General features: G+C 54.8%; 38 protein-coding genes. 6 read left to right on the top strand and 32 right to left on the bottom strand.

Annotated features, from left to right (window positions below):
- Positions 1-3: 3 nt before the first annotated feature.
- Genes AM590_RS00410 through AM590_RS00395 form a run of 4 tightly spaced genes read right to left on the bottom strand, consistent with a single transcriptional unit; the run spans position 4 to position 2,058 of the window.
- On the bottom strand, positions 4-693 hold the full coding sequence (locus AM590_RS00410) for a hypothetical protein (protein WP_058825720.1): 690 nt from the start codon (positions 691-693) through the stop codon (positions 4-6).
- Between the two features lie 5 nt (positions 694-698).
- Positions 699-1,373 carry a hypothetical protein gene (locus AM590_RS00405; RefSeq protein WP_058825719.1) on the bottom strand — a complete coding sequence of 225 codons (675 nt, stop codon included), beginning with the start codon at positions 1,371-1,373 and terminating at the stop codon, positions 699-701.
- Complete coding sequence (locus AM590_RS00400) at positions 1,370-1,699, bottom strand: hypothetical protein (protein ID WP_058825718.1); 330 nt, start codon at positions 1,697-1,699, stop codon at positions 1,370-1,372. Before AM590_RS00400 ends, AM590_RS00405 begins: the two co-directional genes overlap by 4 nt.
- Positions 1,696-2,058, bottom strand: a complete 363-nt coding sequence (locus AM590_RS00395) for a hypothetical protein (RefSeq protein WP_157575382.1) — start codon at positions 2,056-2,058, stop codon at positions 1,696-1,698. Before AM590_RS00395 ends, AM590_RS00400 begins: the two co-directional genes overlap by 4 nt.
- A gap of 105 nt (positions 2,059-2,163) precedes the next feature.
- On the opposite strand from AM590_RS00395, the gene AM590_RS00390 reads away from it, so the two are divergent.
- Both AM590_RS00390 and AM590_RS00385 read left to right on the top strand, forming a co-directional pair.
- Complete coding sequence (locus tag AM590_RS00390) at positions 2,164-2,943, top strand: hypothetical protein (RefSeq protein WP_058825716.1); 780 nt, start codon at positions 2,164-2,166, stop codon at positions 2,941-2,943.
- A 416-nt stretch (positions 2,944-3,359) separates the two neighbouring features.
- Complete coding sequence (locus AM590_RS00385; protein WP_058825715.1) at positions 3,360-3,692, top strand: hypothetical protein; 333 nt, start codon at positions 3,360-3,362, stop codon at positions 3,690-3,692.
- Here AM590_RS00385 and AM590_RS00380 read toward each other — a convergent pair.
- Complete coding sequence (locus AM590_RS00380) at positions 3,689-4,075, bottom strand: hypothetical protein (protein WP_058825714.1); 387 nt, start codon at positions 4,073-4,075, stop codon at positions 3,689-3,691. The genes AM590_RS00385 and AM590_RS00380 overlap by 4 nt on opposite strands.
- A gap of 105 nt (positions 4,076-4,180) precedes the next feature.
- Here AM590_RS00380 and AM590_RS00375 point away from each other — a divergent pair, with 105 nt between their 5' ends.
- The gene (locus AM590_RS00375) at positions 4,181-4,528 is read left to right on the top strand and encodes a hypothetical protein (RefSeq protein ID WP_058825713.1); all 348 of its coding nucleotides are present in this window, start codon (positions 4,181-4,183) and stop codon (positions 4,526-4,528) included.
- Positions 4,525-5,328 carry a hypothetical protein gene (locus tag AM590_RS00370; RefSeq protein WP_157575381.1) on the top strand — a complete coding sequence of 268 codons (804 nt, stop codon included), beginning with the start codon at positions 4,525-4,527 and terminating at the stop codon, positions 5,326-5,328. Before AM590_RS00375 ends, AM590_RS00370 begins: the two co-directional genes overlap by 4 nt.
- Here AM590_RS00370 and AM590_RS20245 read toward each other — a convergent pair.
- The 4 genes from AM590_RS20245 to AM590_RS00360 are packed head-to-tail and all read right to left on the bottom strand — an operon-like array spanning position 5,325 to position 6,229.
- Entirely contained in the window at positions 5,325-5,552 is a 228-nt protein-coding gene (locus AM590_RS20245; RefSeq protein WP_157575380.1) for a hypothetical protein, read from the bottom strand. The genes AM590_RS00370 and AM590_RS20245 overlap by 4 nt on opposite strands.
- Positions 5,545-5,790 carry a hypothetical protein gene (locus AM590_RS20240; RefSeq protein ID WP_157575379.1) on the bottom strand — a complete coding sequence of 82 codons (246 nt, stop codon included), beginning with the start codon at positions 5,788-5,790 and terminating at the stop codon, positions 5,545-5,547. Before AM590_RS20240 ends, AM590_RS20245 begins: the two co-directional genes overlap by 8 nt.
- Positions 5,787-6,011 carry a hypothetical protein gene (locus AM590_RS00365; RefSeq protein ID WP_058825711.1) on the bottom strand — a complete coding sequence of 75 codons (225 nt, stop codon included), beginning with the start codon at positions 6,009-6,011 and terminating at the stop codon, positions 5,787-5,789. The genes AM590_RS20240 and AM590_RS00365 overlap by 4 nt, the downstream gene beginning before the upstream one ends.
- Positions 6,008-6,229 (bottom strand): hypothetical protein, encoded by a 222-nt coding sequence (locus AM590_RS00360; RefSeq protein WP_058825710.1) that lies wholly within the window; start codon positions 6,227-6,229, stop codon positions 6,008-6,010. Before AM590_RS00360 ends, AM590_RS00365 begins: the two co-directional genes overlap by 4 nt.
- A 165-nt stretch (positions 6,230-6,394) precedes the next feature.
- Between AM590_RS00360 and AM590_RS00355 the strand changes: the two genes are divergently transcribed.
- Positions 6,395-6,577 (top strand): hypothetical protein, encoded by a 183-nt coding sequence (locus AM590_RS00355; protein WP_058825709.1) that lies wholly within the window; start codon positions 6,395-6,397, stop codon positions 6,575-6,577.
- Positions 6,578-6,598: 21 nt separating this feature from the next.
- Positions 6,599-6,736 (top strand): hypothetical protein, encoded by a 138-nt coding sequence (locus AM590_RS20235; protein ID WP_157575378.1) that lies wholly within the window; start codon positions 6,599-6,601, stop codon positions 6,734-6,736.
- Here AM590_RS20235 and AM590_RS20230 read toward each other — a convergent pair.
- From AM590_RS20230 to AM590_RS00275, 23 genes are all read right to left on the bottom strand, one after another.
- The gene (locus AM590_RS20230; RefSeq protein ID WP_157575377.1) at positions 6,727-7,167 is read right to left on the bottom strand and encodes a hypothetical protein; all 441 of its coding nucleotides are present in this window, start codon (positions 7,165-7,167) and stop codon (positions 6,727-6,729) included. The genes AM590_RS20235 and AM590_RS20230 overlap by 10 nt on opposite strands.
- Complete coding sequence (locus tag AM590_RS00350; RefSeq protein ID WP_058825708.1) at positions 7,157-7,459, bottom strand: hypothetical protein; 303 nt, start codon at positions 7,457-7,459, stop codon at positions 7,157-7,159. Before AM590_RS00350 ends, AM590_RS20230 begins: the two co-directional genes overlap by 11 nt.
- Positions 7,452-7,889, bottom strand: coding sequence for a hypothetical protein (locus AM590_RS20225; RefSeq protein ID WP_157575376.1), 438 nt, complete (start codon positions 7,887-7,889; stop codon positions 7,452-7,454). Before AM590_RS20225 ends, AM590_RS00350 begins: the two co-directional genes overlap by 8 nt.
- Positions 7,886-8,107, bottom strand: coding sequence for a hypothetical protein (locus tag AM590_RS20220; protein WP_157575375.1), 222 nt, complete (start codon positions 8,105-8,107; stop codon positions 7,886-7,888). Before AM590_RS20220 ends, AM590_RS20225 begins: the two co-directional genes overlap by 4 nt.
- Entirely contained in the window at positions 8,104-8,310 is a 207-nt protein-coding gene (locus AM590_RS20215) for a hypothetical protein (protein WP_157575374.1), read from the bottom strand. The genes AM590_RS20220 and AM590_RS20215 overlap by 4 nt, the downstream gene beginning before the upstream one ends.
- 6 nt (positions 8,311-8,316) lie before the next feature.
- Positions 8,317-8,757, bottom strand: a complete 441-nt coding sequence (locus AM590_RS20210) for an HNH endonuclease signature motif containing protein (protein WP_157575373.1) — start codon at positions 8,755-8,757, stop codon at positions 8,317-8,319.
- A gap of 39 nt (positions 8,758-8,796) precedes the next feature.
- Positions 8,797-9,378, bottom strand: a complete 582-nt coding sequence (locus AM590_RS00345) for a hypothetical protein (RefSeq protein ID WP_058825707.1) — start codon at positions 9,376-9,378, stop codon at positions 8,797-8,799.
- Between the two features lie 6 nt (positions 9,379-9,384).
- Positions 9,385-10,020: a hypothetical protein gene (locus AM590_RS00340; protein ID WP_157575372.1), complete on the bottom strand. Its 636-nt coding sequence runs from the start codon at positions 10,018-10,020 to the stop codon at positions 9,385-9,387.
- Positions 10,017-10,685, bottom strand: a complete 669-nt coding sequence (locus tag AM590_RS00335) for a metallophosphoesterase (protein WP_058825705.1) — start codon at positions 10,683-10,685, stop codon at positions 10,017-10,019. Before AM590_RS00335 ends, AM590_RS00340 begins: the two co-directional genes overlap by 4 nt.
- Before the next feature lie 73 nt (positions 10,686-10,758).
- Positions 10,759-11,508 (bottom strand): zinc ribbon domain-containing protein, encoded by a 750-nt coding sequence (locus AM590_RS00330; RefSeq protein ID WP_082677616.1) that lies wholly within the window; start codon positions 11,506-11,508, stop codon positions 10,759-10,761.
- Between the two features lie 82 nt (positions 11,509-11,590).
- Positions 11,591-12,028: a hypothetical protein gene (locus AM590_RS00325; RefSeq protein WP_058825703.1), complete on the bottom strand. Its 438-nt coding sequence runs from the start codon at positions 12,026-12,028 to the stop codon at positions 11,591-11,593.
- A complete protein-coding gene (locus AM590_RS00320) occupies positions 12,021-12,212 on the bottom strand; it encodes a hypothetical protein (protein WP_058825702.1) in 192 nt (63 codons plus the stop codon). The genes AM590_RS00325 and AM590_RS00320 overlap by 8 nt, the downstream gene beginning before the upstream one ends.
- Before the next feature lie 230 nt (positions 12,213-12,442).
- Entirely contained in the window at positions 12,443-12,700 is a 258-nt protein-coding gene (locus tag AM590_RS00315; RefSeq protein WP_058825701.1) for a hypothetical protein, read from the bottom strand.
- Positions 12,697-13,077 (bottom strand): hypothetical protein, encoded by a 381-nt coding sequence (locus AM590_RS00310; RefSeq protein WP_058825700.1) that lies wholly within the window; start codon positions 13,075-13,077, stop codon positions 12,697-12,699. Before AM590_RS00310 ends, AM590_RS00315 begins: the two co-directional genes overlap by 4 nt.
- Positions 13,078-13,084: 7 nt before the next feature.
- Positions 13,085-13,558: a hypothetical protein gene (locus AM590_RS00305; RefSeq protein WP_216635659.1), complete on the bottom strand. Its 474-nt coding sequence runs from the start codon at positions 13,556-13,558 to the stop codon at positions 13,085-13,087.
- Between the two features lie 37 nt (positions 13,559-13,595).
- Positions 13,596-14,240 carry a hypothetical protein gene (locus AM590_RS00300; RefSeq protein ID WP_058825699.1) on the bottom strand — a complete coding sequence of 215 codons (645 nt, stop codon included), beginning with the start codon at positions 14,238-14,240 and terminating at the stop codon, positions 13,596-13,598.
- On the bottom strand, positions 14,237-14,722 hold the full coding sequence (locus AM590_RS00295) for a hypothetical protein (RefSeq protein ID WP_058825698.1): 486 nt from the start codon (positions 14,720-14,722) through the stop codon (positions 14,237-14,239). The genes AM590_RS00300 and AM590_RS00295 overlap by 4 nt, the downstream gene beginning before the upstream one ends.
- Positions 14,719-14,922, bottom strand: coding sequence for a DUF4314 domain-containing protein (locus AM590_RS21410; protein ID WP_394329089.1), 204 nt, complete (start codon positions 14,920-14,922; stop codon positions 14,719-14,721). The genes AM590_RS00295 and AM590_RS21410 overlap by 4 nt, the downstream gene beginning before the upstream one ends.
- 28 nt (positions 14,923-14,950) lie before the next feature.
- Positions 14,951-15,313 carry a hypothetical protein gene (locus tag AM590_RS20205; RefSeq protein ID WP_157575371.1) on the bottom strand — a complete coding sequence of 121 codons (363 nt, stop codon included), beginning with the start codon at positions 15,311-15,313 and terminating at the stop codon, positions 14,951-14,953.
- A gap of 667 nt (positions 15,314-15,980) precedes the next feature.
- A complete protein-coding gene (locus AM590_RS00290; protein WP_058825697.1) occupies positions 15,981-17,078 on the bottom strand; it encodes a hypothetical protein in 1,098 nt (365 codons plus the stop codon).
- A gap of 93 nt (positions 17,079-17,171) precedes the next feature.
- Complete coding sequence (locus tag AM590_RS00285) at positions 17,172-18,422, bottom strand: M20 family metallopeptidase (RefSeq protein WP_058825696.1); 1,251 nt, start codon at positions 18,420-18,422, stop codon at positions 17,172-17,174.
- Complete coding sequence (locus AM590_RS00280) at positions 18,415-19,815, bottom strand: APC family permease (protein ID WP_058825695.1); 1,401 nt, start codon at positions 19,813-19,815, stop codon at positions 18,415-18,417. The genes AM590_RS00285 and AM590_RS00280 overlap by 8 nt, the downstream gene beginning before the upstream one ends.
- Before the next feature lie 102 nt (positions 19,816-19,917).
- Positions 19,918-20,607, bottom strand: coding sequence for a helix-turn-helix domain-containing protein (locus AM590_RS00275; protein WP_058825694.1), 690 nt, complete (start codon positions 20,605-20,607; stop codon positions 19,918-19,920).
- Positions 20,608-20,643 lie beyond the last annotated feature (36 nt).

The raw sequence follows: 20,643 nt of genomic DNA, 5'->3' as shown, positions 1-20,643 counted from the left end.
AAATCAGTTCTTATCACCCTCTGCATCCTCGTCTTCCAGTTCATCTTTGAGGATCTGAATACCGTGAGTGCCAAGCTGAAGGCCTGCCTGCTCTACAAGTTTACGAGCTCCTTCGGCCTCTTTCCTGTAGTCGAAGTCATGCTCCTCAGCAAGTTCTTCAGCGTTTTCCCTGACTTCACGGTAGGAGCCGAGATGGATGTAGACCGGTTCTTGACCTGAACCTGGCTCTGGAAGACCTTCGTTTTCCCTTATAGTCTCCTCGTCAGGACCTCGCTGGTACTGCCACTCGTCTTTATACCTGCCGTCGTCCCTGTGCTTCACGAAGACGTGGACCTCCTGCAGAGGGTTTCCCTTCAGCATCCAGCTCTTCAACCTGGACTTCACATCGTCGTCTTCAATGTCGGTGATGTCGATGACCTCAGCTTCGTACTGGTGCTTCATCATGTCGTGAAGCGCCTTCTCCGACCAGAAACCCTCTTTATTGAATACTTTCCCTGTGGCGTAGGTCATGAACATCTCCCCGTCTTTCTCAGGAATATCATACAGTTTCGTGGCGTAGACGTCCTGATACTCAGCGTCTTGGTGTTTGGTGGCGTCAACCTTGATTTTGAGAAGTTTGTCCTGCTCTCGACACTCGTCGATGAGCTCTAAGATATCATCATACGTCTTGTCTTCTGATCCTGGTAATTCCATAGCATCTATACACCTTCTTCTGAGTCTTTCTCTGTTTTTTCTGCGTAGCTGGAGTCAAGGAACTTGCTGAACTGGTCTCGGGCGGAGGAAGTGAGCTCGTCCTCGTGAGTATACTGCTTCGAGGGGTGGTCGTCAGGGTTTAATCCGAGCTGGTAGTCCATCTCCCGGACGTAGTCAACGGTATCGCCGGGAGACAATCCGGTCTCGTTGGTCAAGTACAGGTGGAACCGTCCCAACAGCTCCTCACCCGATTCAAAATCAATGTCCTCCAACTGTTCCTGCACTTCTTCAGGAAGGCCTCCGAGATCAATGTCGTCTTCCTCTGTAGATCTAGCTTCCAAACCTTGGGCCGTTCTCAGGTTTTCACCTCTGCCTGCGTCCTTGTTGAGTGCCTCGTCAGGAACACGGCCATCGTGGAAATGAACGCGAATGGCCCTGCGGAGATCTTGGAGACTCACGTCCCTGTCAGGGAACATCTCTGGGAGAACCTCCTTTCTCAACTGGTAGTACTCAGGCGTGCTGAGTCGAGGCTTCCCAGACATTTCCTGCTTAGAGTAGCTGGCAAGTTTGCTGATGTACTTCTCCAAGACTTCAGTGCTTTCCTCATCCAGATCTTCCTTGGCCTCTACGACCTCCTCTTTGCACAGGAGGTTATCCTGATCCAGCGTTACATCACTCACTGGCTATCACGCTCCTCGATCATCTCTTCCAAGGCGTCCAGATCCTGCAGAAATTCTGATTCGAAGATGCTCCAACCAACCGAGTTCAGGTCAGTACCTCGAACCTGCGCCTTCATCCCGCTAATCAAGTCGAGAGGACCATCATACGCTTCTTCATAGTCCACGGCCTCACCGACATCCCGAGTCTCGTCCTCGTTTTCGACGATTTCTTCGTGAACTGCTTCGAGGAAAGCAGTACTGACCTTCACCTCAAGTTCAGCGAAAACCCTGTTATAGTCCAGTCCCAGTTCTTCGCAGATCTCTTCAGCTAAATCGGCCTCACTCACTGCTGTTTTTCACCCTTGAGTTCGATAGGCCGGACTACAAGGTAGCTGCTTTCCAACTTCGGGATTTTCCTGTTACCCTGCGGCTCCAAGCCTATAATCCCGTACTTGCTGAGAACATTAAGATCTCGTTTTACAGCACTTGACTCTCTACCGACACTCTCAGCTAGATCCCTGATCGACTCGTAACTATCCTCTCTCAACTGGTCGATCAACTCCAGCTTCTTCGGCGTCATAATGTCTAAGAATGTGTCTGCTGGGACCGACATCGCGTTTTTGAACCCTGCTTTTTGCAGGCCTTCTATCAGTTTCTCCATTTTTTCCGGGTCAACCATTTCGACCGCTTCAGATGTTTCTGACATTTTCCTACATTAACAGAACTCATCAATATTTTTATACCTAATCCTGACTGGTCCGATGCCTTCAGGTTACCAACTACTCTACAACCGCTTATGTCTCAGAATCCTATGGAGGCTCTTATCGGTCAGTTCTCCCGGTTTGCCGTTAGTACAGACTTAGATACTAACGACTGGGTGATGGCTGCTACAGAGTTCGGCGTCAACGACACCCTGAAAGATATCGACCGGTTCCACGCCAGCTGGGACCACAGGGACAACGACCAACAAGCCAACACAACCCAGTTTCTCAGAGAAGTAGCCGAGGAAGACGAAGACAAAGCAGTCGGAGTCATGAAACGGATCTACACATTGGCCGACACCGACACGGATACCCTGGAAAAATACCCGGCTCTAGAAATCTTGGAAAACCAGAATCCCGGTACAGAAGTTCTCCACACCGCATTCCGCTCCGAACAGTTTATCGACATCAACAACGTCCCAGGTACATTCTATCCAGATCTCGTCGACGACATCAACCAGTGCTACAGCCTCGGGGTTAACGACGCCACGCTCGTCTTGACACGGAAACTACTGGAAAACCTGATCATCGACATCCTCCGGAAGGAGTACGGGAAACAAGAGATAGATCTGTACTACCTCCCGGACAACAGACGGTTTCAGAACTTCAGCACACTCATCAGCAACTTCGAGAAAAACTTAGGCGACTTCGAACATCTGTCTTCAGGCCTTGACAGCGATTTCATCGACGAACTGGATTCTTTCCGACAGGATGCGAACGCAGAGGCCCACTCCATAGAAACCAGTATTACCGAGGAAGAGATGGAAGACTACCGAGAACAAGCCCAACACTCTGCTCAAGTCCTTTTCCGAATCCAAGAGAACATGTGATAGAGACCGGCGACTCCAGGGATTCTGGCGTGTAGCAGTTTTTCTTCGCCATCTGAGTGCTCTTTCTCCTCGTGTTCAGCTGCTGCTGTTTTCTGCTCGAATCCTTGATCGCAGTAATCGCAGTAGACCGCTGGCATAATGACTGGTGAGGAATTAGCATTTTTAAAAGAAAGGGGCTATGGGAAGCACTTACTCTGTCTACCGATAGTTCTCAAAGAACCCTTCAGCTTTCTGTTTAATCAAATCGATTACACCCAAACCCCGAATTTATGCAAAACCATAAAGACTGAGAAAGCCTAAAACACTTCTATGCCTTACTGTCCGTGGTGCCGGGAAGAGTTCGACCACGACCTGTTCTGCACAGACTGCGGGAAACCCGTCACACTCAAAACCGAACCCGGAAGTCGAAATCAAGCATGAATGAAGAACTGTACGACGACCATGATATTCCCAAGGCCTACACCATAATCGAACGTCTGAAAAAAGTCGAGGACGATATGAACGCCAGTACAGACAAAGGAGAATCCGGGGCAGCCCCGTACTTCAACATCACCGCGAACATCCGAGAAGAGCTCGCAGTGTACCTCGGTATCAACCAGGCCAAGGTCATTCAGGACCTGCTTCTGAACAAAGAGTTTGAACAGGTCTACGACCTCCTCGACCAGCACTGGGAAACCTCAGTGAGAAACACCGTACCCGCCGAAGAACTCGACAACTGGACACCAGACAAAGACAAACCCTCAAACTAAACCCTGGTAACTATGCCTGAAGGAAACTCGTCCTGAAGACGGTTATCCCACTCCCTCATCTGCTCAAAAGTCGCGTCCAGCAATTCTTCATCCTCACTGATCTCGTACACACTGCCGTCCTCCGTTTTCAACTGATACGGCGTCCATTCCTCCAGATCCTCTGAAACACAGAAACGGGTTTTCACCACGTACTCCCTACCGTGAGTCTTCTCGTGGTACTCACCTACCGCCAATTCATCGCCGTAGAAATACTGGATCTCCAAACGAGTACTGCCAAGACCTGTATAGAAACGGCGCTCACTGACATCAAGATCGTTGGTGCTGTAGACGTCTTCAGACTCGAGAATCCTTCTTGCCGCATCGAAAGAGAACTCGTCAGTCACTGCTTCAGTATTTCCTCGCCGTCTTTTTAATTGTATTTCAGAGGCCCGGATTCGCTGTTGAGGGAACCTCAGAATTTATGCGTCTGCCTAAACGTACTGGTAGGTATGGAAGACGAAGTCGCTGACGTCAGAAAACTCTCACAACTACTTGCCGTCGAGGAGAAGTACGGGTACGTCGACGAGGAAGAGACCTGGCTCACCGCACAATTCGATGAAGACGAACAAAGAGGGCAGGACTCGGTCAAATTCTTCTTCGTAGCCACGCCCGTCGACGGAACTCCTTACGTCCTCACCCACAGCCAGTTCCAAGACCTGGCGGAGAAAGGAGCGAAACTCCACGACGAACTACCCAGTGACATCGAGAGAAAGGCCTACACACCGGAAAACAGGCAGGAACCCGATGAAGGCGGAAGATACGTTCTCGTCCTCTCCCGGAAAACCGTTTACAAATGACGGGTAAACCTTCGTGGGCTCCCAGTGTCTCCGTAATCGGAGTAGGAGAGACAGGGGTGAAAGCAGTCCGGAACATCGACACAGAGACCAAGGCCAATTGCTACACTGCACGAACAGAGCCACAGCTCGCAGCCTGCTTCAAAGACGTCCAGGAAAACGACTTCTTCTTCCTATCCGCAGACCTATCCGAACCTGACGCAGAGAACCAGATCCGAGAACTTCTCCACCGCAACCAAGGAATCTCCATACTCTTCGCTGAAGGCCTTACACAATTACCCGAGCTCGTCGACGAGGTAAACCTGTTAGTTCCCGTCGAAGTAGATTACCTGTTCCAGGGATTCATCTCAGCTGCCATAGCCGATGTCTTCGAGTCAATGATGCCGATGACAGTCCACGATCTCGGCCACGGTGACATCAAAATCTTCGCCGGCAAAGGACTGGTTTCGGAGCTGTTCATCGACACCCCTCGAAACAAAAGTCCGTACCCACTTACCTCGCTCAGAAACTGCGAAAACCCTGAATCCGTCCTACTGTTCCTGTGCAGCGGAGAAAAACAGTCGACGGAAAAGATTCATTCCAAACTCGAGGAATACAGCTTTCCTGACGACGTCAACGTGCTCTGGGATCAAAGAATCCACCCCCGATACACAGGAACCCCTCACTTCAAGCACTTCGTCACCTACCAAGGCCTCGAAGAAAACCTAGACTGGAAAGAAACAGAGGACCAAAACCTCGGACAAGATAGCGAGAGTGTGAACATACGAGAGAGCAGCTTCTTCTCCCGGAAAAAAGAAGATTAGAGGCTGTCGTCTTTCGATTTTCCCTCAGGATACGTCACCTGCACCTCGACCTCGATGGGTAGGCCGCAACTCAAACATCTTCCAGGCCTTGAACCAAGAATGGAAACAAGCTGAGTAGGCATCTCACAGTGAGGACACCTAACCGCTATACCCTCAAGCTGCGACTGCTGATACAGCCTGCCATCAAAGTCATCGAAAACTTCCCTACATTCAGGCTCAGTCATTTAGAGGCCTCACCCCGTTTCTGTTCATATTCGCGGTCCACTCATCGTACACGGTACCGCAGGAGAAGCACTGAACCGTCACACAATTCGGCTTAATAGGCGAAATAAGTACAACACCGTCTTCGACAGGCTCTCCGCATTCCCTACAATGACTGATTTTATCCTCGGATACCTCCGTCTTCTTCCTCACCTCATCAAGATCCTGCTCATAACTTCTCACAGCCTCACGCAAACTCACCGAGACATCACCTCGTCCCTCCATTCTTTGTATCTCTTCATCCCGCGTAGAAACGTATTGATAGTCGTTGTACCGAGGCCTTCCTCATCTCTCAGATACTGGCCGTACCTCTTCTGCTCCTCGTTCTCGACGTAGATGAAATGGACTTCTTCGTCTCGTTCTACAATCGACGTGTTGTCTCCCTCGATAATCTTGAACTCAATTCTGACTTCTTCCCTCACTTTGACATCACCTCGTCGCCCGGCGTGTGGTAGAACGGTTCCAAGACGTCGTGGAGCTGCGAGAAATCCTCAGGCTCGACGATGAAACTGCCCCAGGCCACGGAGTGACTGCCGAGATCTTCCTCCTGCAGTTTGTCTCCGATCAGCTGGTCGGCATGGCTGTGGAACAACCGGGGTACGCCGTAGAATCCTTGTGGGAACTGGTCGACCTCGAACATGCGAGGCCTCCGATTTCCTGTGGCGTAACTGGCTAAACTGTCTTTGTCCCACGCCGATCTCAGTGCGCCGTACAGAGACTCGTACTCCCTGACCGTGTCACTGTTCTCTTCGAGCTCCTGGAAGCTGTCGTACTGGCCGATCTCTTCCTCGAGCTCGGGTATCGTGTGGAACTGTTCCAGCAGTTCCTCGATCCTCTCCGCGTCCTCCGGGTGCTCCTCCCGGTCGACCTGGATGTCGAAGACCTTGTACTCCGACCGGCTTCTCCCGTCGTAGTAACCGGTGAACTTGGAGACGTCGTAATGATCTCTGCTTCTCGGATACTCGACCTCTGGCGCACCGATCTTTGACGAGGTCTCCTGCAGATCTAGATGCGAATCCTCGCCGGGGAGCTCGTCGATGACCTGGCGATGACCGCCATCCCAATACTTCTCAACAATCAGTTCCTCGTCGAGGACCGGAGAGTCGCCTACGAGAGTTTGCTGGTATCCGTTGTCAGTCAGTGCTGATTCTCACCTCCTGAGTCCTTGTTCTCTGCCCTAATCTTCTCGTTAAACTCTCTGGTCTCGACCTCCAGTCCACTCTTCATCCCTGATTTCCAAGTTCCTACCTGTACCTCGCCAGCAGAGACGTTGTAGAAGGTTTCAAGACATACTTCTACGGTACGGGACGGGTGAATTTGTAGCCGATCTCCCCGGCCAAAATCATCGATTTTTCTAACTATTCTATCTTCTTGGATAATCTCTACACTGGTCTCCTGACCCGTGTTTCTGAAATGGACAAGCTCAGCACTTCTCTCGACTTGAATGCACTTCTTGAACCCATCAACGGAGTCCCTTCCAGCTTGTTCTCCTGTCAGATATCCTGCGCCGAAAATAGCTGCTCCTACTAAGAGGAGAACAGTTACTGTACCAAAAGTGCCAACCTCTTCATCGCCCACTACTGATTCTCACCTCTTCCAGGTCTTGTTCGTCGATGAAGCCTTCACTGATCTCCGGGTCTTCGACCTTCTCCTTGATACTCTCTAACGTGATGTAATCGAAGGTATCCGAAGCCTTCCGGATCTTAACCGCATTCGTATCCGGTTCAGCCGCTACGAAGAAGGCCTCCATCTCCTTCCCATACTTCTCATAACGGACGACATCACCCTTCTCCAGCCGTACCATGTTCTGATCTTCGGGATCACCGATATACGTGAACAGAGATTCCTCAGTAAACCGGGAATCACTCACTACTGGTTCTCGCCTCTTTCAAAAGCTGTTCTGAGAGCTTTTCAAGTTCGTCTGCTGCCTCTTCTATAGCTTGTTCACGGGTCTGAGGAGCTTTCTCCTTCTTGCCTCTCCTGGCTTTACCCTCGATTTTCCTCAGATCATATGCTATACTCTCAATCCTTTCTTCGTATCCGTTTCTCAAAACGAACTCATCCCCGTCTTCCAGAACTACATTAGGAGCCTTTCGATACCTCCCTATTGCTCCGTCCTTTAGATATGTGATAGCGGTTAGAAGGCCTTCATCAGTCGACGCTGATTCTCCGTCTTCTCTGTGACCTAAATGATCGAATAGCTTTTCCTTAGTTTCTGGTTTGATCTCTCCTTGGTCTGCTAACTGGCGGATCGCTGCCTGAAGATGAGAAATCTTGTTCAGTACATCGTCGTCGCTCACTGAGTATTCTCACCTGCTTCCTCGAGGGCTTCGATGAAATCCAGATTTTCAGCACTGCCGTGATAAACCTCCTCGACAAGTCCATCTACTACACTCCGGGCTTCTTTCCTATTGCCGATCTCATCGGCCAGCTTCTCCATCAACTCCCGGAAAGCATTAACAGGCTCATCGCCGGGATGCTGAACCGTGATCTGGTTTCTACATTCCTCACAAGTCACTCTTCATCACTCTCGTAGTCTCTTTTCTCGTCGATTTTTCGCTGAAGTTCCTTGAGATGCTTCTGCGTCCTACTCTGATGATCGAATCCTGCTTTTCTCAACTCATCGTAGGCCTCTCGAAGATGCTGGTCAATTTCCTCCCTCAGTTCTGGATCAGCCTCTTCTATGACCTCTTCAATAGAATCTTCATCAAAAGCACTCACTGATTATCAGGCCTCTGCCTGTGTTTCTGCTGTGTTCGGGGTTTTGCGACTGCAGTTGGGACATGTCACTCTATCCACTACGGATTCTGTTTCCCACTCATATCCACAGTGATCGCAAGTTACAGTCTTCGGGTCTACCGATGGCAACTTTTGCTTGAGCTCGTGTATTCTGTCGTCTTTCAAGTGTGAAAGTTGGGAGTCTGAGTGAACCTCTCTATGGCAAGAAGCACAGAGGGTAATCAAATTATCAGGCGAATTGTTATCCCTATCTCCATCGATATGATGACTGTGAATATTCTCTTCTGACCCGCAAACTGCACATTCCTTCTCTAGTTCGTCTGCTGCTTTTTCCAAGAACTCAGGCCAAGTCAAATCCTGATCTTCCTTGACCTGGTCAGCTTTATCGAAAACGTCGTCGTCTACGTGAAAGTTAATCTGCTTTACCATATATCCATAGATGGATAAATGACTTTTTTATACCTAATCCTACGCCCCGTCCTCGAAACACGCATCGATGAAAAACGCGACCTCCTCATCACCGATAACCTGCTTCACGGCCTCGACGTCGTGATCAGCTGCCTCCACTAAGGTATTGAAGACATCCCGCAGCGAACGATCGGACCAGACGTCCCTACGAGATAACTCTGCTACAGAACCCGCTTCCTCCGATTTCTCCACCAACTCACCGAACCCGTGTTCTAAGGCCTCGCCCAGGACAGGTACAACCTTCTCTGTAGCACCTGGATCGAGCTGTAAGATCATCCTCGATCCATCCACCACAGCAAAACGAGTCTCCTCGCCCCCGGACTCGAGTGCCCGCCTGTAAACCTGTAGAACCTCATCCAGCCTATCCTCTCCACCAGTCGCTCCGTAGTAGGCCAGGGCCTGACTGCTCTTCAACGAAGGACCCAGACCACCCTCCATCAAGGCCTCTACAAGCACGTTCCACGCCCGACTACCTTCCTCGGTATCGGTCGCTGCGATAGCCTGGAGACTGTTCGCAGCTGGAAAACTTTCCTCACTCCATAGCTGCTCCACCAGTTCAGGGACAACAAGATCCAAACTCATCCTGAATCAGTCCCCCAACCTGCTCATCCTCATCAGTTCAACCTCCGAAGAGGACGCCTCTCCCAGCAATTCTCTACCGCCTTCAACCGCAAGATTCAACGAATACAGAAGATCAAAACCCTGGTCCGAGGCCTCATCTCTGAAACAGTGAAGATCCTCCACATTGGAAAAGACGGAGTCAGACCTGTTCTCAAGGAGGACTGTACCCGTGAAGTCCACCGGCTCCTCAACTTCCTCGATTGTTTCCTGCACCGCCCGCAGCTGCTCGACAGTATCCTTAACAGACGCTTGCCCTCCGACACCTTGTTTTAACGGAGCTGCAACGATGATGTACTCTGGCTCAACACCCTTCTTGACACCCTCATCCCCGTGTTTCTGCCTTTGGAGCTGCGCCGCCCGATTGAAAACGTCCTCCGAACCAGTAGGAAACCTGCCCAGAAGCCGGGACTCCACCCGCAAAGCCTTGACACGGGAAGGAGATAAACCAGATGTCTCCAGTGTCTGAACCATTTCGCTGGTTCTCTGCGGCGAGAAGTCCTGAAGACCTACCTCCAATAGTAAACTACGGGCATCCTCCGGTAGATCTCTTGACTCTATCCTATCCACAGGAACCTCATGGAGGATTTCAGGTTCACCCTTCATCGTCCTTCCTCCAGACGCTCCCCCACTTCCGGCGGAAACCCAACCTCATCCACCTTGTCCCGCACCCTTCCGATATCGTACTCGACACGGCGCAGATCTAGATCCCACGACTCAGTACCAACAACCGCATACCCTGCCCGACTGTCGCCGTCTCGAGGCTGGCCGACACTACCCGGATTCAAAATCAGCTTTGCATTCAACACCTCAAAATGCTGAATATGGCTGTGACCGAGGAAACAAGCCCTATACCCATCGATGTACCGTGCAACCTCGGCAAAATCCCTGGGATAAACATGGTAATCAACTTTCTCCGGATGACTGTGAACCAGTAAGATGTCCTCGTTGTACTCCGTTTTCTGAGGTCGACTTCCCAACCACGCCAGATCTGCGTTGATCAACTCCTCCTCGGCGTGCAAAAGGCCTCTATACGCCTGACTATTCCTCTTATAGACACTCGGATCCTGCACCGCCTCTCTATCATGGTTCCCCTGGACAACAATAGAACAGTGCTTCTGCACCAGTTCCACGCACTCACGAGGCCACGGCCCATAACCGACTACGTCCCCCAGGCAGACTATCTCCTCGACGTCCTCCGGCATATCCCTGAGGACAGCTTCGAACGCAGGCAAGTTACCGTGGATATCCGAAAGCAGGCTCAGCTTCATCTATGAAATAACGATAATACAAGCACCAACTTTATGCTATCGCCTAAATTAACCCAACTCCTAAAAACGTGTCTCAGGCTTCGGCGGCTTCTTTCTCCTCTTCGATCCTCTGGTAGTCGGAGAAATCGAGATAGCTCATGGAGGCCTTCAAGATACGGTACAGGACGAGGTCTCGGGGCATCCCGGTCTCAGCCACGCACTCGTCGACATCCTCCAAGCTGATAGAGCTCGGCGACAATGTATCAGTCAGGATCTGGCCGATATCGCCGTACTCCACTCCCTCCCTCGCATTGTATCTGCCAATCACTCCATACTCGACCAGTTCCTCCAACTGGTCCTGAACCCATTTCTCACTGACCTCATCTTCGTCGTCGACGTCCTCGTTGAACTCTCGGGTAACCCGGCCCACACATTTCTTCAAACCCGTATCCTCGACAAGATCGTACAATGTGTGTAGGTGCTCCGGCGCGTCCTTCGGGATACCGTACCCTGTCTCCTCCAGTTGCAGAAGGTAAGCGTAGGCTCTGAACAGGTCCGGATCACGGGCTAACAATTCCCGGATGATCTCCTGAGTATCGTCGTCGACACTCTCGACGGCCTCCACAACATCCCCTGTTTCAGGGCCTCGGAAAGGCCCTTCCTCCACATCGTCTGCCGTGATCACAAGCTGATACCCACACTCAGGACACGAATCCGCATCCTCAGGAAGCAATTCTTCGCAGCTGGGACACAAATTGTAATCAAGCCGTTTTCCGCACTCCGGGCAGTAACTGCTTGGATCCTCTACCTCAGCGCTACAACTGCTACAGGTAACACTCACCATACACTGTCCAGAAAGAACTCCAGCTCAATAACTCTTTAGGCAAACACCTAAATTAGGAAAAATGGAAAAGAAGAGGTGAGGCTTATCCTGCGAAACTATTGAGGCCCTCCTGTCGGCTTTCCAGTTCTTCAGGCGCGTCGATCTCCTCAGTCAACCACCGCCACGTCTTGACGATATTCGGAACGGACTCACTGGCAGTGCTAAGATCTTCCTCGTATACTGCTTCTACGAAGGCCTCGTCAGAGTCAAAATCGTGGTAGTGCTTCCAGAAAACCAGCTCTGCCTCCATGATCTCCCGGAGAAGATAATCGAAGTGATGGGTGTCGGTCGCTTCCTTCCTCTGCTCCTTCCAGTAAGACACCTTCATCACAGAGATTCCATAGTTTTCCTTGTGCCATCCCTGCATCAGGAGCGCCTCCTGATACTCTCTGGAACCCATTAGTTCGCTCACTACCTCCTGATGTGTTTCAGCTTCCTCTTCGACCCTGCGGGCCTCCTCAGCAAAATCGACCTCACTCACTCCCAGCTTCCACCTCGATCTCTTCCTCGTCCGTACCCAAGTCAGAGTAGTAGACGGCCTCGGGTGTCGCCCTGAACTGATAGGCACAAAGAGGGAACCGAGTTTTCTCGTTTCCAATTCCTTGGATGATCAACTCCTCCCCCTCCTCGAAGTAATCCTTGAGTTCGTGGAGAAGGCCTTCCACTCCGTGATACCGGCCTACCTCTTCCCTATCTTCTCTGTAGACTCTGAAACCGTCGTAACCGTGGAAATACAGCTTGCTATCTTCTAAATGGAATTTGCAGGAGAGACTTCGTCTGTCCGTAAGCAGATTTTCGACCTTTTCCGGGTCAGTGACCTTGACCGTGTTCGACGCTGTAACCTCGTGTAGCGTAGCGATAAGGGCATCACCTGAAAAAAGAGGAGAAGAGGATTCTACTCCTCGTCCTCATCGCTGTTTTGTTCTGATTTTCCTGCGTCGTCGGTGGCTATCTCTATTTCCACCTTCTGCGGCTCCTGATCCTGATCCGGCGAACGTAGTTCTTTGAAACTCCCTGTCTTGTTGAAATTGGCGACATCCTCAGTCAATTCCTTATACTGCTGTTTCTCTTCGTCGGTGAGGGGGCCTTGACCGTGGAATATCTCGGCTACGGCCTTTGCTGCGCTCTGTCGCTCAATCGTTTTATTCGTCATTTGATGATCACCCCTTCACCGTCCTCATCGTCTTGTTCGTCTTCGTCTGGGGAGTCCGACTGTTCTTCTGAGGCCTCTTCTTGCTCCTCATCACCGGTTTCAGTCTCCTCTTCGGAGTCTTCAGGTTCGACGTCGTCACCCGCTTGTTCGCTGAAAAAAGATTCAAGGACGGAGGCGATTCCCTCCGCATCCTTCCAGTCACCTTCCGTGACCAGGAACAGGAGTTTACCTGTGAAAGCTGCTGCTTCCGCCTCTATATCTTTGTCCTCTACCTCGGCCATATCCCTTAGAGCTGAACAGGTTTCCTCGGCCAGTTCATCCTCCCACTTCTCGACTTGGAAGGCTATATCTCCATATTCAAGATCTAGCGCTGTCACCTCTCTATCACTGCTCCACCAGTCCTGTTTCTTCCTGAGCTTTTTCCAAGGCCTTAGACAGCCTCTCATCTTCCTCGCTGTTGCCTCCCATCACGACCTGTTGGACAACCTTCTCTTTGCCTCTTACAGCGCTGGACAGGTACAATGCGTAATTCTCTGTAAATTCTTCTGTCTCTCGATCTTCTATCTGCTGGAGATTAATCTGTAATCGAGTTGCTGAGGACTCGAAGACGTTGAACCACTGGAACAACTTAGCGACCTGTTCGACAAACTCGGGTCTGCCGGTCACTCTGACCTGGCTGATAGGTGTCGGGAATGCTGAACCGCTGTGGCTCTGAGGCTTCGGAGTAACCGACTGGATAAGCTGGTCCTCCAACGCTTCGGGGATTTCAGGGTTTTCAAGGCTTTCAAGCCAACTCAATGCGTCCTTTTTCCGGACGCTTCCGCTATCTGTAGTCTCAAGTTCTTCAAGTTGTGACATAAGTGGTTTTCACCAAAAATAGGAGAAAGGGGATAGGCTATCCCTCCTGCTCCTTACCTCCCCGGAGTTCCTCCCTCCTGTTTTTGCTGAGAAGATTTTCCTCGATGAAGTCTCGTAGGTGCTGAAGGTACTCTCCGACAGTCAAATGCTTTGAAGCATCTACCAACTCGACAACCCTGCCTTGAAGCGGGCCTTCCAGAATAGTACTGTGCATCCCGTGTAGCTCTATATGGATCTTGCCGTCGTTGTTCTCCCAGTTCGGTGTTGCGTACAGTTTCAGACCTAACTCTTCATGGGAGAAGGAAATGGAACCACCGTGGGCCTCAAGGCCTGCGTACTCGAAGCCGTGAAGTTTGACGCCGTCAAGCTGTCGACGGGCTACCTTCTGGTTGAGACTGCCTTTGTGCTGGTTCTCTACCTCTTTGAGGTGTTGAAGGGCTTCGTCCTCTGAATCGAGAGATTCTCTACAGGTACATGCGACAGCGCCGGTCTCCGTCTCGCCGTCTACGGTGTCTTTCTCTTTGAGTTCGTAATCCGGTTCGCCGACAGTTCCCTTGTTTCTCAGTCCGTATTGCTTCTCGGCGTACTCTGTCCGGCAGATGTGGATGATATGGCCTTCGCTCGTCAGGTTTGCGTCTGGGTTGAAGCCGTCTGGTGTGATTATTCTCTCTATCGTAATCACCCTTCAAGGCCTTCCTCTGTAGCTGATGCTTCGGAGTTTTCAGGAAAGTCTGAGTCTCTGGGAATCTCGAGGGCCTCCTTTACGTCCTTCTCTATGTCTTTCCACTCGTGAGGATGGACCTCCTCGTACAGCTTACAGATTATTCTCTGAAGCTCTTCAGAGGCGTTTAGCTGTAGATGCTCTACAAAGCTTCGAGGCTCTCCCCCTACTTCTTCGCCGGACATCTTCTCTGTCAAGACTCCCTCGTTTAAGAAGTAGATGAGGACCGTACGCTCGGCTATTTCTCTCGTGTTCTCTTCCTCAAAATCAAGGCCGTAACACTCTGCGGTTTCCTTGATATTCGTGGGTACGCTGACAGCCTCCTCTGGAAGCATTAGCTGGCCTTCTCTGTACTCCTCTGCTATCCGCTTGTATCTCTCGGCCTTCTCCGGTGCTATGTCTTCGATCTCTTCGTAGATTTGACTGCGTACTTCTTCACTCACTGCTCCTCACCGTCGTTGATGATTTCGTACTCGTCTTTTCTCTGGATAAGGGAGAGGGTGCTTCCGTTGTCCCAGTCAACATGTATCTGTTTTTCTGGCTGGCCTGCTACCGCTGGCGGGATTTCTGATGTTCCTGTAACTGTCCCCTTGTCTCCCTTCTCAAGTTCTGTATACTCGTCCTCGGTGTGAATCAGCTTGATACGGTCTCCTTCTTCGATAATCGCCGGTTCACCCTTCTACTGGTTCGTGTGTCGGCTCTGGGAGTTCGGATTTTTCTTTGACTTTGTTGACTCCTGAGCGTGGCCCGGGGTTCTTGTTGGATTTCTGCTTCCTATGGTACTTCTCCGGTGTGTAGAGCTGGAAGGTCGTGGCTCTCCTGACTTCGAGGCCTCCGGTTAGAATCTGCTCTGTATCAAGCTGGTAGGTCTTGTCCTTGTGCTTGTGCTCTACTTTGATTGTTTTCCCTGTGCTTGAGGTCTTGCCTTCTACGATTTCTGGTGTGTGGAATACTCCGCTGATGCCTTGGATTAGTAGGATTTTCTCGTTTTTTGGAAGTTCTACGTTGCTTGCGTCGTCTGAAATTGTTTTCACCTATCATATACACAGGCCTCAACTCTTTTAAAGGTGACAGTATACTGTCACTATTATAAAGAGGAGAAGGAACAGCCACCCAACAGCCCCGAAAACCAGCCCATCAAACAGGCCAGAACAGAATCACCAGGCCCGAAAAACAGCCCAGAAACAGGCCACACACAAAAACACAGCCCAGAACAAAGGCCTTGAAACAGGTCTCAAACCCCTAACGACTATAATATACGGTACTACCGAAAAGAGAAGAGAGCGAGAAGCGAGAGAGTGGACAAAGGGCGAGGCCTCTAAACACCGACCACAACGGAAAGGCCTGTAACAAGGCCTTCCAAAACTCCCCCTGACAGGATTAGATATACAAGTCGTCCTTTAGAGAACAGTTCCTGCCCTGCTCAAACCAGAGAATATTTCGCTCGCACCTCGGCATTTCTCGCCACACATTTACGACAAAATCGGCTTTCAAATGTCCAGTTCTCCACGCTCTTTGCGTTAAATTCTAGTAGACGGGTGCTAATCTCCTATGTAGGAGAAGAGGCCTCGGCACTCATAGGGCTCCGCATCACCGAGTGCCTAGTTCGGTTCGGAACGGTGCCGTCGTCATCGGCCACCTCGCTCTCGCCCCGCAACCGAGTAATCTCCATCGGTCTCGTTCGTCCCGCAACCGACACGCTCAGGTCTGCTCCAACACGGACACGTCGATACGTGGGTACTGCACGCCACCCGAAATCGAGCTCTCACCGGCGGCGACGCCCCAGAGCCGGACGCGCTCGTCGACGAGCAGTCGAAAGCCGATGTCGCCGTCGAAAAAGCGCCCGGTCGGCCATCGAGCGACTACGTCGCCGCTGAGTCGCCCCCGGTCGTCCTCGACGGCGACGAGCGCCAGTCGGACCTCGCCGCGCTCCATCGTCTCCTCGATGCGACCAGCGTACGTGACGGTCGTCCCCGCATACGACTCCGGGTTCGTCCGGAGGTCGGCGTAGGGAATCGTCGTCGCGTTCGCCGGCGTCGCGACTGTGGTCGTTCGGTTCGGGAGCGTCGACTCCTCCGGGAGGGGTTGTGGCGTCGGAATCGACCATTCGACGGTCGGAAGGCGCACGTTCGGGAGGCGAGCGTCGAGCCACGCCGCGTGGCGGGCGACCGCGGCGCGGAGCTTCGGCGACCGCTGGACGGCGTCGGAGATTTGCTCGACGGCGAGATACGTGACGAGGCCACCGGCGACGTAGGTTCCGGCCTTTTTTAGCGCCTCGCGGCGGGTGAGTCGGCCGGCATCGTCGCCTTCAGACTCGTCGCGCTCGCCTTCTGTGTCGTCGTCATCGCCTCCGCGGCCTTCGATCCGCTCGCCCAGCCAGTTCGTCGCCGCCTGTTCCTCTCGGGCAGCGAGGTCGCGGACGAACGACTCGACGCCGGTCTCGCGGATTTCGACGGCGATAGCCGGCGCGTCGAGAACGACGAGCCCTCGGCGGTGGGCGTCCGGGGCGACGCGGCCGCCGCCGACCGCCGCCACGTAGGGTTCGATACCGGCGCGCTCGCACCCTCGGACGAACGCGCTCGTCTTGTCCGCGGTGACGGTTCCGGTGGTCGTAATCCAGATTCGAAGTTCGCGCGTCGCGCCCTCGGGCGTCTCCCCGGCGGCTTCAACGTGCACGTCCGGGCCGCGGAACCGGACGCGCGTCTCGTAGCCACGCGCCTCCCAGACGCGCTCGAAGACGGCGGCGAGTTCCACGTCGGTGCGGGCCGAAACGACCGACGTGAGCGGGGGCGCTGTCATTGCGTCCGAGGTACCGGCCGGGGCTGTTAGGTGTTTGCGCCCGGTTCTCGGCGCTGAGAACGCGCGGCCTCGGGAGCGGGAACGAACGCCGCGTCAGCCGAGGTACCGGACGGCGGCGTCGGCGACGATGTCGGCCACCTCGACCACGTCGTCCGTGAAGACGAACTCGCCGGCGGCGTGGATGTTCTCGCCGTCGGGACCGACGATGACCGTCGGGAGGTCGGCGCGGTCGCCGAGGTAGTTGAAGTCGCCGACGCTGGAGAAGTAGCCGTAGGCGGGGTCGGTGTCGGCGACGGCGCGGGTGGAGTCTGTGAGGGCCGAAACGAGCGGGTGGTCTTCGTCGGTCACGTAGGGGCCGTACCGGATGCCCTCGTCGGGGGCTTCCCGGAAGCCGACATCAACTTCGCTCTCCAACCCGAGTTCCGCGACGGCGCGCTCGGCGTCGGTGCGGGCGTCTTCGAGCGTCTCGCCGACGACGACGTGGCGGTCGACCATGAGGCGAGCGCGCTCGGGGACAGAAAGCGTCTGGCTCCCGCCCTCGATTTTCAACGGGCAGGTCGACCCCGAACCGAGTTTCGGGTGGTCGCCCACGTCGAGGTCGTCGAGCGCGGCCGCGAGTTTGCCGGCCTCGACGACCGCGTTGACGCCGGTGTCCGGTTTCGACCCGTGTGCGGCCTGCCCGCGCACTTCGATGTCGTAGAAGTAGCGGCCGCGCGCACCGAGCAGGAGCGCCGGGTTCTCGATGTCCTCCTGTGCGAGAATCGGGCCGGGTTCGGTGACGATGGCGGCGTCGCAGTCGTCGACGAGGCCGTCTCGGATGAGTCGGTCGGTGCCGAGTCCGTAGGGCCCCTCCTCGTCCACGACGGCCGTGAGGAGCACGTCGCCGGCGAGGTCGCAGTCGGCGAGGGCGTCGAAGGCGGTCATGACGGCCGCGAGGCCGCCTTTCATGTCGCACGCGCCCTGTCCGTACAGTTTCCCGTCCTCGATGCGGCCCGAACACGGGTCTTCGTCCCAGTCTTCGACCAGTCTCACGGTGTCCATGTGGGCGTTCAACAGGAGCGTCGGCGCGTCCGGGTCAGAGCCCGCCAGCCGGGCGACGACGTTGTCGCCCTCGTACGCCGTAATGTCCGGTTCGCTCACGTGGTGGTACTCGGGGTCGTGCCCGCGGGCGTCCAACCAGTCGTAGACGAACTCGCTTATCTCAGCCTCCTCGAAGTAGGGGCTCGGAATCCGCACGAGTTCCTGCAAGAGGTCGATGGTCTCGTCGGGGTCGACGCGGGGGGCGGCGTCGCGGTCGCAGTTGGTGGCGTCCGAGCGGTCACCGCGCGGCGTCGCGTCAGTCATCGCTTACCCCGCGAACCGAGGGGTTGTACTCGTCGGAGGGCACGCCGGGGAGCGTCCCGAGGATGGCCTCCACGTCGTGGTCCTTCTGTTGGCCGCGGTACCAGTAGACGCCGAAGACGACGAGCCCGACGGCGACCCACGGGACGTAAATCGACAGCGAGCCCTTGTACGCCTCGGTCAGGAGGCCGACCGCGCCGAGCGAGCCGATGAGTCCCGTCACCGTGAGGAGCGACGGGCGCGAAAAGCCCGCCTCCGCGCGGAGGTCGGTGCGGCTGTAGAGCACGTACAGCACCGTTATCGACACCGCGGCGTAGGCGATGAGGTAGCTGAACGTCGCGATGGCGATGGCCTGACTGAGGCCGGTGCTCCAGAAGGTGAGCCCAGAGGCGACGACGTAGAGCGTCAACAGCGACCAGTGGGGGGTCCCGAAGCGGTCGGAGACCGCCGAGAACTTCTTCGGGAACACCTCGTCCCACGCCCACGAGTAGGGCATCTTGATGCCCGCGGCCATGACCGCGTGGACCGACGACGCGGTGGCGAGCAGGCCGCCGATGCCGACGATGGCGGTGCCGATGTCGCCGAGGAACACTTCGGCGGCCGTCGAGAGCGGTCGCGCCGAGTTCGCGAGGACCGTGTAATCCCCGACGACGCCGTAGATGACGCCGGCGGTCAGCACGTACAGGAAGATGAGGATGGCCGTCCCGCCGGCCATCGCCAACGGGAGGTTCCGCGAGGGGTTCTTCACCTCCGCGCCCATCTGCCCGGCGACGGCGATGCCGATGTAGGCGTAGAACAGCGGGACCGCGGCGGCGACGAAGCCGTCGAAGCCGCCGGTGAAGAACGGCTGGTAGTTCGCGGCGTCGATGTTCAGCAACCCGGGGCCGACGAGCACGAGTATCGACAGGATGAGGAAGCCGAAGATGGCGTTCTGGGAGACGCTGTAACTCTTCGCGCCGACGAGGTTGACCAGAAAGAGAACCGTCAGCAGGCCGAATCCGGCCAGCGTCGGGTCGACCGAGGGATAGAACACCTGTAAGTAGCTCCCGAACCCGATGGCGAGGACCGCGTCGGCGGCCATGTAGCCGAGCCACTTCGACCACGTCACCACGAACCCGGGGAGGCGGCTGTCGAACGTCCGTGAGACGTAGGCGTACGACCCCGCCGCGCCGGGGAAGATAGTCGCCATCCAGCCGTAGTTGAGCGCGATGCTCATCGCGAGCAGCCCCGAGAGGACGACGACGAGGATGACGCTCGGTCCCGTCGTCGAACTCGCCGTGCCGAGGGTGACGAACAGCCCCGCGCCGAGAGTGCCCGCGACCACGGTGCTCACCGCGCCGAACAGTCCGATGTCCCGCGAGAGGCTCCGCCCGTCGTTCACGTCTATCGATGACATGCTATCACATGGGTTAGTTGTCGCGTAAAGTACCCCTCCCTCTCATGAGTGGGTGGACGGCGAACCCGCCGGATTTCGACCCCGAGAACCCGAAGAACGGAGTCAGTAGTCGCCGAGCAGTTTCGATTCGGCTTTCCGGAGGTGTTCGAGGAGCGTCGCCTTCGAGATGTCCAATTCGGCCGCCAGCGACGCGGCGCTCACTTCGCGGGGCCACGTGTAGTAGTCGCGGCGGCGGGCCAGTTCGTACACCTCGCGCTGGCGCTCGGAGAGCGCGTCGGTCCGGAACATGCCGCCGCCGTCCTCGGGGGCGGTGATGAGTTCCACGTCGATGTCCGCGTTCCGCTCCTCGCGAATCTCTTCTAACCGCTCGTGGACGGTCTGTCGCGTCTCGTGGACGAGCACGGTCCAGCGCTCGCGGCCGCCCTGCATCCGAACCGGCTCGTCGGGGATGAACCCCCGGGAGACGAGGGCGTCGTTGATGGAGTTCTCGAGGTCGTAGCGAACGACGATGCCGCGGGCCGCGCTCCCCGGGACCCCGACGTCGCCGTCGTGTTCGTCGGTCTCCCACACCGACTCGGTCAGCGGGGACGCGCGGATGGCCGCGAGTAGTTCGTCGACCTCCTCGGCCGTGTCGGCGTAGGCGGTGAAACGCCCGTTGGCGAGGCCGTCTATCTCGTGGACGCCGTGGCCGAGCAGGCCGCCGCTCGTCTCTTTCGTCACCTGTAGCGTCCAGCAGTCCGGGTGCCAGATGTCGAGGCAGACGCGAACGCCCTGTGCACCCTCTCGTGCCATTCGTTGGCGTGGAAGGGTGCTCACCGGGCAAAAAAG

Source organism: Haloferax sp. Q22 (genome assembly GCF_001482285.1).
In the GTDB taxonomy this organism is placed as follows: Archaea; Halobacteriota; Halobacteria; order Halobacteriales; family Haloferacaceae; genus Haloferax.
This window is presented reverse-complemented; position numbering and strand designations above follow the sequence as displayed.

Coding starts and splice junctions, on each gene's coding strand:
- AM590_RS00285 (WP_058825696.1), bottom strand. CDS start 18,422: ATGACTGACGCGACGCCGCGCGGTGACCGCTCGGACGCCACCAACTGC.
- AM590_RS00360 (WP_058825710.1), bottom strand. CDS start 6,229: ATGTTCGAGGTCGACCAGTTCCCACAAGGATTCTACGGCGTACCCCGG.
- AM590_RS00280 (WP_058825695.1), bottom strand. CDS start 19,815: ATGTCATCGATAGACGTGAACGACGGGCGGAGCCTCTCGCGGGACATC.
- AM590_RS20235 (WP_157575378.1), top strand. CDS start 6,599: ATGCGAATCCTCGCCGGGGAGCTCGTCGATGACCTGGCGATGACCGCC.
- AM590_RS00340 (WP_157575372.1), bottom strand. CDS start 10,020: ATGAAGGGTGAACCTGAAATCCTCCATGAGGTTCCTGTGGATAGGATA.
- AM590_RS00390 (WP_058825716.1), top strand. CDS start 2,164: ATGGAGGCTCTTATCGGTCAGTTCTCCCGGTTTGCCGTTAGTACAGAC.
- AM590_RS00275 (WP_058825694.1), bottom strand. CDS start 20,607: ATGGCACGAGAGGGTGCACAGGGCGTTCGCGTCTGCCTCGACATCTGG.
- AM590_RS00315 (WP_058825701.1), bottom strand. CDS start 12,700: ATGACGAATAAAACGATTGAGCGACAGAGCGCAGCAAAGGCCGTAGCC.
- AM590_RS00345 (WP_058825707.1), bottom strand. CDS start 9,378: ATGAGTTTGGATCTTGTTGTCCCTGAACTGGTGGAGCAGCTATGGAGT.
- AM590_RS20210 (WP_157575373.1), bottom strand. CDS start 8,757: ATGGTAAAGCAGATTAACTTTCACGTAGACGACGACGTTTTCGATAAA.
- AM590_RS00330 (WP_082677616.1), bottom strand. CDS start 11,508: ATGGTGAGTGTTACCTGTAGCAGTTGTAGCGCTGAGGTAGAGGATCCA.
- AM590_RS00290 (WP_058825697.1), bottom strand. CDS start 17,078: ATGACAGCGCCCCCGCTCACGTCGGTCGTTTCGGCCCGCACCGACGTG.
- AM590_RS00375 (WP_058825713.1), top strand. CDS start 4,181: ATGGAAGACGAAGTCGCTGACGTCAGAAAACTCTCACAACTACTTGCC.
- AM590_RS20245 (WP_157575380.1), bottom strand. CDS start 5,552: ATGACTGAGCCTGAATGTAGGGAAGTTTTCGATGACTTTGATGGCAGG.
- AM590_RS00370 (WP_157575381.1), top strand. CDS start 4,525: ATGACGGGTAAACCTTCGTGGGCTCCCAGTGTCTCCGTAATCGGAGTA.
- AM590_RS00335 (WP_058825705.1), bottom strand. CDS start 10,685: ATGAAGCTGAGCCTGCTTTCGGATATCCACGGTAACTTGCCTGCGTTC.
- AM590_RS00385 (WP_058825715.1), top strand. CDS start 3,360: ATGAATGAAGAACTGTACGACGACCATGATATTCCCAAGGCCTACACC.
- AM590_RS00410 (WP_058825720.1), bottom strand. CDS start 693: ATGGAATTACCAGGATCAGAAGACAAGACGTATGATGATATCTTAGAG.
- AM590_RS00395 (WP_157575382.1), bottom strand. CDS start 2,058: ATGTCAGAAACATCTGAAGCGGTCGAAATGGTTGACCCGGAAAAAATG.
- AM590_RS00305 (WP_216635659.1), bottom strand. CDS start 13,558: ATGTCACAACTTGAAGAACTTGAGACTACAGATAGCGGAAGCGTCCGG.